General features: G+C 65.0%; 14 protein-coding genes, 1 tRNA gene and 1 other RNA gene. 7 read left to right on the forward strand and 9 right to left on the reverse strand.

Annotated features, from left to right (window positions below; translation table 11 throughout):
- The first annotated feature begins 36 nt into the window (after nucleotides 1–36).
- The 3 genes from KO516_RS21250 to KO516_RS21260 all read left to right on the forward strand — a co-directional run bounded on the left by KO516_RS21250 (nucleotide 37) and on the right by KO516_RS21260 (nucleotide 2,050).
- On the forward strand, nucleotides 37–810 hold the full coding sequence (locus KO516_RS21250) for a L,D-transpeptidase (RefSeq protein ID WP_216005790.1): 774 nt from the start codon (nucleotides 37–39) through the stop codon (nucleotides 808–810).
- On the forward strand, nucleotides 807–1,409 hold the full coding sequence (locus tag KO516_RS21255; protein WP_216005791.1) for a DsbA family protein: 603 nt from the start codon (nucleotides 807–809) through the stop codon (nucleotides 1,407–1,409). Before KO516_RS21250 ends, KO516_RS21255 begins: the two co-directional genes overlap by 4 nt.
- A gap of 86 nt (nucleotides 1,410–1,495) precedes the next feature.
- Nucleotides 1,496–2,050, forward strand: coding sequence for a L,D-transpeptidase (locus KO516_RS21260; RefSeq protein WP_216005792.1), 555 nt, complete (start codon nucleotides 1,496–1,498; stop codon nucleotides 2,048–2,050).
- A gap of 52 nt (nucleotides 2,051–2,102) precedes the next feature.
- Here KO516_RS21260 and KO516_RS21265 read toward each other — a convergent pair.
- Nucleotides 2,103–2,188: transfer RNA gene (locus KO516_RS21265), tRNA-Leu, on the reverse strand.
- A 153-nt stretch (nucleotides 2,189–2,341) separates the two neighbouring features.
- On the opposite strand from KO516_RS21265, the gene lipA reads away from it, so the two are divergent.
- Nucleotides 2,342–3,292, forward strand: coding sequence for a lipoyl synthase (lipA, locus tag KO516_RS21270; RefSeq protein ID WP_216005793.1), 951 nt, complete (start codon nucleotides 2,342–2,344; stop codon nucleotides 3,290–3,292).
- Between the two features lie 31 nt (nucleotides 3,293–3,323).
- On the opposite strand, the gene KO516_RS21275 is transcribed toward lipA, so the two are convergent.
- From KO516_RS21275 to ssrA, 7 genes are all read right to left on the reverse strand, one after another.
- Nucleotides 3,324–3,551: a ribbon-helix-helix domain-containing protein gene (locus tag KO516_RS21275; RefSeq protein WP_216005794.1), complete on the reverse strand. Its 228-nt coding sequence runs from the start codon at nucleotides 3,549–3,551 to the stop codon at nucleotides 3,324–3,326.
- Nucleotides 3,548–3,745 (reverse strand): DUF4169 family protein, encoded by a 198-nt coding sequence (locus tag KO516_RS21280; protein WP_216005795.1) that lies wholly within the window; start codon nucleotides 3,743–3,745, stop codon nucleotides 3,548–3,550. The genes KO516_RS21275 and KO516_RS21280 overlap by 4 nt, the downstream gene beginning before the upstream one ends.
- 53 nt (nucleotides 3,746–3,798) lie before the next feature.
- Nucleotides 3,799–4,773, reverse strand: coding sequence for a serine hydrolase (locus tag KO516_RS21285; RefSeq protein WP_216005796.1), 975 nt, complete (start codon nucleotides 4,771–4,773; stop codon nucleotides 3,799–3,801).
- An 86-nt stretch (nucleotides 4,774–4,859) separates the two neighbouring features.
- Nucleotides 4,860–6,254 (reverse strand): class II fumarate hydratase, encoded by a 1,395-nt coding sequence (gene fumC, locus KO516_RS21290; protein WP_216005797.1) that lies wholly within the window; start codon nucleotides 6,252–6,254, stop codon nucleotides 4,860–4,862.
- 108 nt (nucleotides 6,255–6,362) lie between these two features.
- Complete coding sequence (locus KO516_RS21295; RefSeq protein ID WP_216005798.1) at nucleotides 6,363–6,833, reverse strand: SspB family protein; 471 nt, start codon at nucleotides 6,831–6,833, stop codon at nucleotides 6,363–6,365.
- A 99-nt stretch (nucleotides 6,834–6,932) separates the two neighbouring features.
- A complete protein-coding gene (chrA, locus tag KO516_RS21300) occupies nucleotides 6,933–8,168 on the reverse strand; it encodes a chromate efflux transporter (RefSeq protein ID WP_216005799.1) in 1,236 nt (411 codons plus the stop codon).
- Between the two features lie 113 nt (nucleotides 8,169–8,281).
- Nucleotides 8,282–8,633: a transfer-messenger RNA gene (ssrA, locus tag KO516_RS21305) on the reverse strand.
- A 162-nt stretch (nucleotides 8,634–8,795) separates the two neighbouring features.
- On the opposite strand from ssrA, the gene purM reads away from it, so the two are divergent.
- The 3 genes from purM to rnd all read left to right on the forward strand — a co-directional run bounded on the left by purM (nucleotide 8,796) and on the right by rnd (nucleotide 11,769).
- A complete protein-coding gene (gene purM / locus KO516_RS21310) occupies nucleotides 8,796–9,842 on the forward strand; it encodes a phosphoribosylformylglycinamidine cyclo-ligase (RefSeq protein ID WP_216005800.1) in 1,047 nt (348 codons plus the stop codon).
- Nucleotides 9,839–10,432 carry a phosphoribosylglycinamide formyltransferase gene (gene purN / locus KO516_RS21315; RefSeq protein ID WP_216005801.1) on the forward strand — a complete coding sequence of 198 codons (594 nt, stop codon included), beginning with the start codon at nucleotides 9,839–9,841 and terminating at the stop codon, nucleotides 10,430–10,432. The genes purM and purN overlap by 4 nt, the downstream gene beginning before the upstream one ends.
- A gap of 179 nt (nucleotides 10,433–10,611) precedes the next feature.
- A complete protein-coding gene (gene rnd, locus KO516_RS21320; RefSeq protein ID WP_216005802.1) occupies nucleotides 10,612–11,769 on the forward strand; it encodes a ribonuclease D in 1,158 nt (385 codons plus the stop codon).
- Between the two features lie 16 nt (nucleotides 11,770–11,785).
- On the opposite strand, the gene KO516_RS21325 is transcribed toward rnd, so the two are convergent.
- Nucleotides 11,786–12,304 carry a hypothetical protein gene (locus KO516_RS21325; protein ID WP_216005803.1) on the reverse strand — a complete coding sequence of 173 codons (519 nt, stop codon included), beginning with the start codon at nucleotides 12,302–12,304 and terminating at the stop codon, nucleotides 11,786–11,788.
- Nucleotides 12,305–12,383: the final 79 nt, after the last annotated feature.

The following is a 12,383-nucleotide window of genomic DNA, read 5'->3' on the forward strand; positions in this document are numbered from 1 at the left end:
CAGCTCTGCCGCCGCACGGCCCTAGAAAGAGACCCGATGATTCCAAGCCTGAAATCCCGCCTGGCCCTGCCTTTCCTCCTGCTTGCCTCCGGGCTGGTTTCGGCCTGTGCCTTCACGCCGAGTGCAGGCGTTCCATTGCTGCCTCAGGGCCTGAGCGATGAGACCCGCGCCATGTACGCCGCCACCGTCGATAACGGCATCGAGGTTCCGGCCATCGAGGATAAATACCTGTCCGAGGAAAAGGCGCGCCAGATTGTGGCGTATTATGCGCCGTACAAGGCAGGGACCATCGTGGTCGATCCGGGGGCGAAGTTTCTCTATCATCTTCAGGGCGACAATACGGCGATGCGTTATGTGGTTGCCGTTGGCGCTGCCGGATACGGGTTTTCGGGCGAGGCGCGGATTCCCTTTCAGCGCGACTGGCCGTACTGGACGCCGACGCAGAACATGATCAAGCGCGACCCGGAAACCTATGGTCCGGTGCGGGCCGGGCTGGAAGGCGGTCTGGAAAACCCGCTTGGGGCACGGGCGCTGTATCTGTTCAAGGGCGGGCGCGATACGCTCTATCGCATCCACGGCACGCCGTCGCCATGGACGGTGGGGCATGCGACGTCGTCGGGCTGCATCCGCATGTTCAATCAGGATGTGATGTATCTTGCCGATCAGGTGCCCAATGGCACCAAAGTGGTCGTGCTGACCAAGGATCAGGCCAATCGCTGGACCTCTCCGGACAACCTGACCGGCGCACTGATCCCCGAGATCAGTGCCGACACCAGCGCCGAGGCCAGCCCTGAGGGCAGCACCGGATGAGCCTGACACGGCGCAAGCTGCTGGTGATCGCGGGCGCGGCGGGGCTGTCTGGCGGCGCGCCTGCGCTTGCGCAGGGGCTGACCGAGGATGCCGTGCTGCGCGACCCCGACGCCCCGGTGCTGGGCAACCCGTCGGGGGACGTGACCATCGTCGAATGGTTCGACTATCAATGCCCGTTCTGCAAGCAGATGCACCCGGATCTGATGTCCTTTGTGGCGGACGATGGTGGCATCCGGTTGGTGATGAAGGATTGGCCGATCTTTGGCGCCACCTCGCAGCGGGCGGCGCAGATGGCGTTGGGGGCGCATGACCTTGGCGCCTATCTGCCGGTGATGGAATCGCTGATGCACACCGTCGGGCGGCTGAGCGATGGCGCCGTCGACCGCGCGGTGGGCCGCATCTTGCCGCCCAAAGACGCGCTGCGCGCCTATCGCAAGCGCAGCGCGACATGGGATGCACTGCTAGAGCGCAACAGCTTTCAGGCGGCGGGCCTTGGGTTTCGCGGCACGCCGGGCTTTACCGTCGAGACGGTGATCTTCGACGGTGCGCTGGACAAGGCGGCGCTGCGCGAGGCGGTCGCCAGCGTGCGCGGCGGCTGAGGCTTAAGGTTGGGTTAAGGCTCGGCTGATGTTTCGGAGAAACACGGGGCCACACAACGGCCCCGATTCCCGAGACAGGAGTCATCATGAGCACCCATCCCACCCGCAGAGCCGCCCTTGCCATGGGCGCCGCAAGCCTGCTGCTTCCGGCCGTGGCCCGCGCCGATGCCGCCGCCAATGCGCGTCGCAACATCTCGAGCTTTGCCATGCAGGACTGGCGCGATCATTTCGACACGCTGGGCAAGGGCAGCATCGTTGCCGACACCACGTCGCGCGCGCTGCATTTCTGGTCGGCGGATGGCAGCGATTACCGGGTCTTTCCGACCTCGGTGCCGCTGACCGACGAGCTGACAAAGCGCGGCTATACCAGCATCGTGCGCAAGAAGGTCGGCCCAAGCTGGACCCCGACCGCCTCGCAGATGCAGCGCTTTCCCGACTGGAAGCCGGTGCCGCCGGGGCCGGACAATCCGCTCGGAACCCACGCGATGTACCTGAGCTGGCCCGCCTATATCATCCATGGCACGCATGATACGCGCAAGATCGGGCGGCGCTCTTCGGACGGGTGCATCGGGCTTTACAATGAAAAGATCGCCGAACTGTTTGCGGTCTGCCCGATCGGCACACAGGTTCGGGTGATCTGATCGAGACGATGAAAGGGGGGCTGCCGACCGGGCGGCCCCGGCCCGGAAGGTCTGGTGCGGGCGGTGGGTTTCGAACCCACACTTCCTTTCGGAAACCGGATTTTGAATCCGGCGCGTCTACCGTTCCGCCACGCCCGCACGTTGTCCATCATCTAGCCAAGGGCGCGGCCGTCGTCCAGCGCGAAAATCGTGAACATTGCCTGTGATCACAGACGCACCAGCGCTCTGGAAACATCGGTGCGATTGGTATAGGTTCGCCATTAAACCATCACCTCTCGTGAGGACAAAACGTTGCGCGACCTGAAGATCCCGACCCAGCGTCACCCGGAAAAGGCGCACCGCAAGGACAACCCCCAGCCCAAGAAGCCGGACTGGATCCGCGTCAAGGCGCCGGTCGGCAAGGGCTATCAGGAAACCCATCGCATCATGCGCGAGCACAAGCTTGTGACTGTGTGCGAAGAGGCGGGCTGTCCCAATGCCGGTGAATGCTGGAATCAGGGCCACGCCACCATGATGATCATGGGCGACATCTGCACCCGTGGCTGTTCGTTCTGCAACATCGCCACCGGCCGCCCCGAAGCGCTCGACGTGTTCGAACCGGGGCGCGTGGCCGATGCGGTGCAAAAGCTTGGGCTGAACCACGTGGTGATCACCTCGGTCGATCGCGACGATCTGGAAGACGGCGGCGCGGCGCATTTTGCCCAGACCATCCGCGCCATCCGTCACCGCTCCCCCGGCACCACCATCGAAATTCTGACGCCGGATTTCCTCAAATGCAGCCCCGCCGTGCTGGAAGCCGTGGTCGCGGCCAAGCCCGATGTGTTCAACCACAATCTGGAAACCGTGCCGGGGCTCTATCCCACGGTGCGCCCCGGTGCGCGATATTTCCACAGCCTGCGCCTGTTGCAGCGGGTCAAGGAGCTTGATCCGTCGATCTTTACCAAGTCGGGCATCATGGTCGGCCTTGGCGAGGATGCACAGTCGGTGCGTCAGGTGATGGATGACATGCGCGCTGCCGACGTGGATTTCCTGACCATCGGTCAGTATCTGCAGCCGACGCCCAAGCATCACGTGGTTGATCGCTTCGTCACCCCCGAGGAATTCGCCACCTACGAGAAGGCCGCCTATGGCAAGGGCTTCCTGATGGTGTCGGCCACCCCGCTGACCCGGTCGAGCTATCATGCTGGCGATGATTTCGCCCAGCTGCGCATGGCCCGCGAAAAGGCACTGGCAGGGGCGTAAGGCTTCGGGCCTGAGCCCGGACGGGCGGCGCCTAGTCGCCCGCGCGTGCCTTGACGCAGGTCAGCACATAGACCCGAATCGCCGAGGCTAGCCCGACATCGGGGCCACGCGCCTCGTCGATCTCGGCGGCGAGGGCGTTGATCGCCTTGCCTTCGAATCTGGCGATGGCGCGGAATTCGTCCCAGAATTCTTCTTCCAGTGAGACCGATGTGCGGTGTCCGCGCAGGCTTAGCGAATGCTTGACCGGGCGGGCGCTCATGTTTCGGGCGTGTCCTCGGCGGGGTCGATTTGGTGCCCGTCAAGGTTGCGCCCGGCCTTGTCGCTGCGCGCCGTATCAAGGGCTTTCTCGGCGCGCGTCCGCCCGAATTTTGCCGCGTTCGATGAGGCCTGTGCGCGCTTTTCGGCGCGGGCCTTGTCCTTGCGATAGCGGTTCAGATTCACGGGCGTGGTCATGGCGCGATCATAGCGCGGGGGACTGACTCGCAAAAGGCCTGACGTGGAGCTTCTCATGCAAGTGCGAGAATTGGCCCCTCGAGCAACGCCTTGAGCGTGCCGAAATAGCCTTCGGACCGGGCCGGGCGCGTCGGGTCCGAGGTGATCGCAACCGCAAGCCGCTTGCCTTGGTGAAAGGCGATGATCTGCCCGCCATAACCGCGCGCAAGGGCGTAGCCCGACGCGGTCAGGAACCAGCCATAGCCGTAGTGCATCCCGGAATAGGGCGACTGGGTGCGCGCCGTCATAGAGGCCGCAACCCAGTCGGGTGACACCACCTGCCGCCCGCCCCAGACGCCGCCGTCACGCATCATCTGCGCGATGCGCAACATGGCGCGCGGGGTCAGCGCCATTTCGTTGCCGCCAAGGTAGTATCCCTGCGGATCGCGGGTCCATGCGGGGATTTCGATGCCCAGCGGCGCCCCCAGCCCATCGCGCGCAAGGCGCAGCAGGCTGTCGCCGCTCGCCACGCTCAGCGCCGCGCCCAATACATGGGTCGAGCCGGTGCTGTACAGCATCCGCCCGCCGGGGCGTGCCACCATCGGGCGCGAGAGCGCATCGGCCACCCAGTTGCCCGAAGCGACCCAGCCGCCATATTCCGCGCCCGACGTGCGCTCGAGCCCGGTGCGGAGCGTCACCAGATCCTTGAGCGTGATGCCGGGCACCTCGGGCTTGGCCGCTGCGGGAATGAGGCTCGGGGCGACCTCCGCCAGCGTGGCGCTGAGCGCGGGCACGTCGCCGCGTGCCAGCGCCTGACCCAGCAGCAGGGCGACGATGCTCTTGGAGCAGGATTTGATGTTGGCGAGCGCGTCCAGCCCTTGCCCGCGCGGGGCCTCGGCCAGCAACAGATCATTGCCGCGCATCACCTGTATCGAGTGCAGCTGGTCTTCGCTGTCCAGCGCGCGGCTCAGCGTGGCCTCCTGCGCGGCAAGGGCGCGCGGGGCAAGAAACGGGGCGGCGAGGGCGGTCAGAAATATTCGGCGATCCATGTTCGCAAACTAGCCTGCACGAGGCCAAAGCTGCGATCACGTTCGCAACAGCGCGGCGCGAGGAGCACCCCCGCGCCGCAGCCAGATCAGTCCTTGGGGCCGATCATGTCTTCGGGGCGCACCACACGGTCGAAGGTTTCTTCATCGACATAGCCAAGCGCGATGGCTTCTTCGCGCAGGGTGGTGCCGTTCTTGTGGGCGGTCTTGGCAACCTTGGTGGCGGCATCGTAACCGATGGTCGGCGCCAGCGCCGTCACCAGCATCAGCGATTCCTTCATCAGCTTCTCGATGCGCGCCTCGTTTGCCTGAATGCCGACAACCATGTTGTCGGTGAAGGCCGAAGCCGAATCGCCCAGCAGCTGCATGGATTGCAGCACGTTGTAGCTCATCATCGGGTTGTAGACGTTGAGCTCGAAATGCCCCTGCGAGCCGGCAAAGCCGATGGCGGCGTCGTTGCCCATGACATGGGCGCAGACCATGGTCAGCGCCTCGGCCTGCGTCGGGTTCACCTTGCCCGGCATGATCGAGCTGCCCGGCTCGTTTTCCGGCAGGATCAGCTCGCCCAGACCCGAGCGCGGGCCAGAGCCCAGCAGACGGATGTCGTTGGCGATCTTGAACAGCGAGGCGGCAACGGTTTTCAGCGCGCCCGAAAACATCACCATGGCGTCATGCGCGGCGAGCGCTTCGAACTTGTTGGGCGCGGTGACAAAGGGCAGGCCGGTGATCTCGGCCATGTTGGCGGCGACGGCTTCGCCCCAGCCCTTCTTGGTGTTCAGCCCGGTGCCGACAGCGGTGCCGCCCTGCGCCAGCTCGTAGATGTCGGGCAGGCAGGCCTTGACCCGCTCGATGCCCTTGCGGACCTGATGCGCATAGCCCGAGAATTCCTGTCCCAGCGTCAGCGGGGTGGCATCCTGCGTGTGGGTGCGGCCGATCTTGATGATGTCCTTGAACTCGGCGCTTTTGGCTTCAAGCGCGGCGGCCAGCTTTTCCAGACCCGGCAGCAGCACGTCCCGCGCCTGCATTGCGATACCGACATGCATCGCGGTGGGGAAGGTGTCGTTGGACGACTGGCCCATGTTGCAGTGATCGTTGGGGTGAACGGGGGTCTTGGACCCCATGACGCCGCCAAGCATTTCGATGGCACGGTTGGAGATCACCTCGTTGGCGTTCATGTTCGACTGGGTGCCTGACCCGGTCTGCCAGACCACCAGCGGGAAGTTGTCGTCGAACTTGCCCTCGATCACCTCGCTTGCGGCGGCGATGATGGTGTCGGCAAGATCGGCGTCCAACGACCCGTTGGCCTTGTTGGCCATGGCGCAGGCTTTTTTCACCACGCCAAGCGCGCGGATGATCGGCACCGGCTGCTTTTCCCAGCCGATGGGAAAGTTCATGATCGAGCGCTGCGTTTGCGCGCCCCAATACTTGTCTGCGGGAACCTCGAGCGGGCCGAAGCTGTCGGTTTCGGTGCGGGTCTGGGTCACTTGGTGCCTCCTGAGATCGCTGCTGGGCAATCTCTTACCGTTCAGAAACGGAAAGGCAAGGCTGTATACCAATGGATACCGTTAACATCGCCCCGCAAGGCGTACCGCTCAGGTCTTGCGGAAACTGTCGAGCCGCACAACCTCGGCGTCGTGGCGTTCGGGCTTGCCGCCATCCGGCCCATCTTCGGGGGGCAGCGGGTCGTCATCCTCGTCCTCGTCGTCATCCTCGTGGGTTTCGAAGCGCAGGCCGAATTCAACCGACGGATCGACGAAGGTCTTGATCGAATCATAGGGGATGTACAGCCGCTCTGGCGTGTCGCCAAAGCTGAGCGTGACCGAAAAGCCTTCGGTCGTGACGTCGAGCGCGTCATAGCGATGCTGCATCACCACGGTCATTTCGCCGGGATAGCGATCGGACAGCCAGTCGGCGATTTCGACATCCGGGTGCTGGGTGTCGAAGGTGATGAAAAAATGGTGCTCGCCCGGCAGGCCGTGCGCCGCAACGTCGGTCAGGACATTGTGGATCAGCCCGCGCATCGCGCGATGCATGAGATTTCCGTAGTCGATGCCCGTAGCCATGGCACTAATCCTTGTGGTCTTTCGGGGTACCTTATTCGATTTGGCGGCGAGTGAAAGGCCATGTCGGCGAAAAAAACCATGGCCGCCTTTTGGCGGCGATCACCCCAGCAGCCAACCCGCGCCGGCGCAGAGGGCAAGCGTCAGCGGCACCGAGCGGCGCAGCACCAGTAACACAAGGGCCGCCAGCGCGATGAGCCCAAGCGCCTCGGGGCGCAGGCTGCCCGGCACTGGCAGCAGCGCGGCAAAGGGCGCGGCGGCGCTTTGAGTCTGCGCAAAGATCACGTGCAGCGCGAACCACAGCGACAGGTTGGCGATGACGCCCAGCACCGCGGCGGTGATGGCGCTGAGCGCCGATTGCAGCTTTGGCTGCGCCAGCAGACGGTCGAGATGCGGCGCAAAGGCAAAGATCCACAGAAAGCAGGGCACGAAGGTCATCCACAGCGTCAGCACCGAGGCGGCGGCGGCCATGCCCCAGCCGCCTGCCGTGAACCCCGCAAGCTGCCCGGCGAATTGCGTCACCAGAATCAGCGGGCCGGGGGTGGTTTCGGCCAGCCCCAGCCCATCGACCATCTGTTCGGGGGCCAGCCAGCCGCGGCTCTGCACCATTTCCTGCGCCATCCATGCCAGCACCGCATAGGCGCCGCCAAAGGACAGCACCGCAAGCCTGGCGAAGAACGCCGAAAGCTCGAACAGCAGATCCTGCCCGGCAAGCGCCAACAGCGGCAGCGGCGCCAGCCAGAGCGCCCCCCAAAGCGCGATGCGCGGCAGCGTTGGCCCGGCGAACGGGGCGGACACGGGGGCTGCGGGCGCGCCGCTGCCGCGCAGCCAGCCGATCAGCGCGGCGCAGGCGATGACCAGCGGGAAGGGCGCGGCGAACAGGTACAGCGCGATCAGAGCGCCCCCGGCAATGGCTACCTCGACCGGGCCGTTCAGCGCCTTGCGCACAAGGCGGGTCATCGCCTGCACGACGATGACGATGACGGTGGCCTTGATGCCAAGCAGGATGGATTCGGTCTGCGGTGCGCTGCCCCATAGCCCATAGGCCGCCGCCAGCGCCGCGATCAGAATCGCGCCGGGCAGCACGAAAAGCCCTCCTGCGATCAGGCCGCCCAAGGTGCCGCGCAGCTTCCACCCCGCCCATGTGGCGAGTTGCATCGCCTCGGGGCCGGGCAGCACCATGCAGAAGCTCAGCGCCGACAGGAACTGTTTCTCGGTCAGCCAGCCGCGTTCCTCCACCAGCACCCGGTGCATGAGGGCGATCTGCGCGGCAGGCCCGCCAAAGCTGAGCAGGCCGATGATGGCAAAGGCGCGGCAGAGGGTCAGAAGATCGGGCATGACAAGCGTCTTGGCGCAAAGGGATGACGATCCGGTGACGATTGCCCGCAGCATCGCAACAGCGCAAGCCAGCGTCGCGTCGACCTTGTTTGAAAAACTGTCATAAGGGGGAAGGTGCAGGTTTCTGTTGCCAGGTACCTGCGGACCCCGCCTTACGCCGCTAAGCGCAAGGACTTAAGGTTTCGATAACCCGAACCGCTTACGCGGCGAGGGCCACCGGAGCATGATTGTCATTTGCAACTATGCGTTATGAACCGATAACGGTGGTATCTCACCGAAGCAAAGCTACATCTTTACACGTTCGTCGATCCTATTTCGGCCCCATGACCCTCCAAAGAAAGGGTGATTGGTGGAGCCGCCGGGTACCGCCCCCGGGTCCGATCCGCTTATTACATGCGCGTTTATGCCCATAGTTCCCGAGGGAACGATTTGAATATAGGCAACCTTTGAGCGCTTTCAAAGGGGCAAATGCAGATTCTGCCCCCGATTTTCGCAATCAAGGCGCGGCTGCCGCAGGGCGCTTCCCGGTGTCGGCAGTTTCAAACCGCTGCGTGGCAAGGCCGCCTTGGCGCTTTCCTTCACGGCGCCCATGCGCTAAAGCCGCGCGCAAGTGACCCGGAGGGCAGCATGAGCGACGGCAAGAACGGCATCACCTACGCGGATGCAGGCGTGGACATCGACGCGGGCAATGCGCTCGTTGACCGGATCAAGCCGGCGGCAAAGCGGACCAACCGGGCGGGCACCGTTTCCGGCCTTGGCGGCTTTGGCGCGCTGTTCGATCTAAAGGCAGCGGGTTACAGCGACCCGGTGCTGGTGGCAGCGACCGACGGGGTCGGCACCAAGCTGCGCATCGCCATCGACACCGGCCATGTCGACGGCGTCGGCATCGACCTTGTCGCCATGTGCGTCAACGATCTGGTGTGTCAGGGCGCCGAGCCGCTGTTCTTTCTTGATTACTTCGCCACTGGCAAGCTCGACACCGACAGCGCCGCGCGCGTCATCGAGGGCATTGCCGAGGGCTGCGTGCGCTCTGGCTGCGCGCTGATCGGCGGCGAGACCGCCGAGATGCCCGGCATGTACCCGGCGGGCGATTTCGACCTTGCGGGCTTTGCCGTCGGCGCGATGGAGCGCGGCACCGAGCTGCCCGCCGGCGTCGTTGCGGGCGATGTGCTGCTGGGCCTTGCCTCTGATGGTGTGCATTCCAATGGCTACAGCCTTGTGCGCAAGCTGGTCGAGGTCTCCGGTCTTGGCTGGGATGCCGATTGCCCTTGGGCAGACGGATCGCTGGGCGAGGTGCTGCTGACCCCAACGCGTCTTTACGTCACGCAGGCGCTGGCGGCGGTGCGGGCAGGGGGCGTGCACGCGCTGGCGCATATCACCGGCGGCGGGCTGACCGAGAACCTGCCGCGCGTGCTTCCCGAGGGCTGCGGCGCGACCATCGACCTCGATGCGTGGCAACTGCCCGGCGTGTTTGCGTGGATGGCGCAGGTCGGCGGCATGAGCGAGGCCGAGATGCTCAAGACCTTCAACTGCGGTGTCGGCATGATTCTTTCGGTTTCGGCCGAGCGCGCCGAGGCGTTGGCAGAGCTGCTGCGCGCCGAGGGCGAAACGGTCTACGTTCTGGGCACCGTCACCGACACCCCCGGCATGGCGTATGAGGGCAGCCTGCTTTGAAGCGGGTCGCCATCTTCATCTCCGGCGGCGGGTCGAACATGGTCTCGCTGGTTGACAGCATGACCGGCGATCACCCGGCGCGCCCGGTGCTGGTGCTGGCCAACAGCGCCGATGCCGGCGGGCTGCAAAAGGCCGCGGCGCGCGGCATCGCCACGGCGGTGGTCGATCACCGCCCTTTCAAGGGCGATCGCGAGGCGTTTCAGGCGGCGCTACTGGCCGAACTCGACGCGGCGGCGCCCGACATCCTGTGCCTTGCCGGGTTCATGCGGGTTCTGACCGCCAGCTTCGTGTCGCGCTGGCAGGGGCGTATGCTGAACATCCACCCCTCGCTCTTGCCGAAATATCGCGGGCTGCACACCCATGCCCGCGCGCTTGAGGCGGGCGATGATCTGCACGGTTGCACCGTGCACGAGGTGACGCCAGAGCTGGATGATGGTCCGATTCTCGGTCAGGCCACGGTGCCGGTGCTGCCGGGCGACACGCCCGATGCGCTGGCCGCACGGGTACTGGTGCAGGAACACCGCCTTTACCCCGAGGTGCTGCGCCGCTTTGCCAGCGGCAACCGCGAGACCTTGCGGCTTCAGGGCTGACCCCGGGCCGCCGCCGCGGCGGCTTGTGGACCTGGCTGGCTCCCTGACACCCATCGCGTGACTCGATGATACCGCGCATTGGCGTTGTCGCCTGCTCTACACATCGTCGAATCTTTGCTTTAGGATGACACATAAAGGTGGGCAACCTTACAACAACCACAAGAGCGGCCGGAGCCCCGATGAGAACACTCACAACCACCGAAGAGCTTGCGGCCTTCTGCGACGAGGCGGCAGGGGCACCCTATGTCACCGTCGACACCGAATTCCTGCGTGAGCGCACCTATTATTCAAAGCTCTGCCTCGTTCAGCTGGCTTTCCCCGGCGTCGGCGACAGCAACGCCGTGCTGCTTGATCCGCTGGTCGATGGGCTGTCGCTCGATCCGCTGATCGCGCTGTTCCGCAACACCAACGTGGTCAAGGTGTTCCACGCCGCGCGGCAGGATCTCGAAATCTTCTACGTCGACCACGGCGTTATCCCCGAGCCGCTGTTCGACACACAGGTCGCGGCCATGGTCTGTGGTTTTGGTGAACAGGTGGGCTACGAGACGCTGGTGAAGCGGATTTCGAAGGCGAGCCTTGATAAAAGCTCGCGCTTTACCGACTGGTCGCGCCGCCCGCTGACCGATGCGCAAAAGAAATACGCGCTGGCTGATGTCACCCACCTGCGTGACATCTACGAACACCTTGCCGCTGAACTTGAGCGCAGCGGGCGCGCCCGCTGGGTCGCCGAGGAAATCGCCGTTCTGACCGATCCGGAAACCTATATCACCCGGCCCGAAAACGCTTGGGAGCGGGTCAAGACCCGTTCGACCAGCCCGCGATTCCTTGCCATTGTTCAGGCGCTTGCGGCATTCCGCGAAACCTATGCCCAGTCAAAGAATATCCCGCGCACGCGGGTGTTCAAGGATGACGCGCTAAGCGAGCTGGCCTCGACCAAACCGATGACGCTCGACGATCTGGGCCGCTCGCGCCTGTTGCTGCGCGAGGCGCGCAAGGGCCCGATCGCCGAAGGGATCCTTGCCGCAGTGAAAGCGGCGCAGGAATTGCCCAAGGATGAGCTGCCCAAGCCCGACACCAGCCGCGATCAGTTGCAGGTCAACCCGGCGCTGGCGGACCTTCTGCGGGTGCTGCTCAAGGCGCGTACGGAAAGCTCGGGCGTCGCGGCCCGACTGATCGCGCCCGCAGCGGATCTTGACGCGCTGGCGGCAGGGCTGCGCGACGTCAAGGCGCTGAGCGGGTGGCGGCAAGAGGTGTTCGGCGCCGACGCGCTGCGCCTGTGCGAGGGCAAGCTCGCGCTGGCCGTCAAGGGCCGCGACGTCGAGGTGATCGAGCTGTGATCCGGCACCCGGCGCGTCAGCGCCGGGTGACCAATACGTTCGATGCGCCCGCAACGCGGATCGTAGAGACGCCCGAAAGCTCTTGGTCGGTCAGCCAGATCGCTGCAGTGACCTTGCGGGCGTGTTCACCGGTGCCGCGTGGCCCGGCCGATTGCAGTGCCTTGAGCGTATAGGCCAGCGTGCCATCGCCGGTCTGAGCGATGTCTTCGACGATACGCACATCGAACGGCCCGGCACGCTCGGCGATGCCAGTCACGCGGATGATTGCCCCGCCGGGGCGGCGTTCGACCAGCAGCTCGTCGATGGTCTGGACCGGCCGACCGTCATAGTCCGGCTCGTTCTCGTCGCGGCGAAACACCGAGGCGCGCTCCGCGGGAATCAGAGGGTTGTTCGCCCCGGTCGCTGCCGGATTGGCGATCGGTGCGGGGGCGCTGCCGCCGAACCAGTTCATCGGGTTGACCCGCGAATCGCGCATGGTGGCGCAGCCGGACAGTGCCAAGCTTGCGACAATCAGCACCGAAAGAGTTGTCTTCATGGGTAAACCCGCCCCTGCCTGTCTTTCTTGCTGGCGTAGCGCATTCGCTCGGCGATGAAAAGCCTGCCGGGCGGCTGGA

Source organism: Citreicella sp. C3M06 (assembly GCF_018860705.1).
In the GTDB taxonomy this organism is placed as follows: domain Bacteria; phylum Pseudomonadota; class Alphaproteobacteria; order Rhodobacterales; family Rhodobacteraceae; genus Salipiger.

Excerpts from the sequence above, each read along its gene's own strand:
- KO516_RS21250 (WP_216005790.1), top strand. The coding sequence starts at position 37 with ATGATTCCAAGCCTGAAATCCCGCCTGGCCCTGCCTTTCCTCCTGCTT.
- KO516_RS21255 (WP_216005791.1), top strand. The coding sequence starts at position 807 with ATGAGCCTGACACGGCGCAAGCTGCTGGTGATCGCGGGCGCGGCGGGG.
- KO516_RS21260 (WP_216005792.1), top strand. The coding sequence starts at position 1,496 with ATGAGCACCCATCCCACCCGCAGAGCCGCCCTTGCCATGGGCGCCGCA.
- KO516_RS21275 (WP_216005794.1), bottom strand. The coding sequence starts at position 3,551 with ATGAGCGCCCGCCCGGTCAAGCATTCGCTAAGCCTGCGCGGACACCGC.
- KO516_RS21280 (WP_216005795.1), bottom strand. The coding sequence starts at position 3,745 with ATGACCACGCCCGTGAATCTGAACCGCTATCGCAAGGACAAGGCCCGC.
- KO516_RS21285 (WP_216005796.1), bottom strand. The coding sequence starts at position 4,773 with ATGGATCGCCGAATATTTCTGACCGCCCTCGCCGCCCCGTTTCTTGCC.
- KO516_RS21295 (WP_216005798.1), bottom strand. The coding sequence starts at position 6,833 with ATGGCTACGGGCATCGACTACGGAAATCTCATGCATCGCGCGATGCGC.
- chrA (WP_216005799.1), bottom strand. The coding sequence starts at position 8,168 with ATGCCCGATCTTCTGACCCTCTGCCGCGCCTTTGCCATCATCGGCCTG.
- purM (WP_216005800.1), top strand. The coding sequence starts at position 8,796 with ATGAGCGACGGCAAGAACGGCATCACCTACGCGGATGCAGGCGTGGAC.
- rnd (WP_216005802.1), top strand. The coding sequence starts at position 10,612 with ATGAGAACACTCACAACCACCGAAGAGCTTGCGGCCTTCTGCGACGAG.
- KO516_RS21325 (WP_216005803.1), bottom strand. The coding sequence starts at position 12,304 with ATGAAGACAACTCTTTCGGTGCTGATTGTCGCAAGCTTGGCACTGTCC.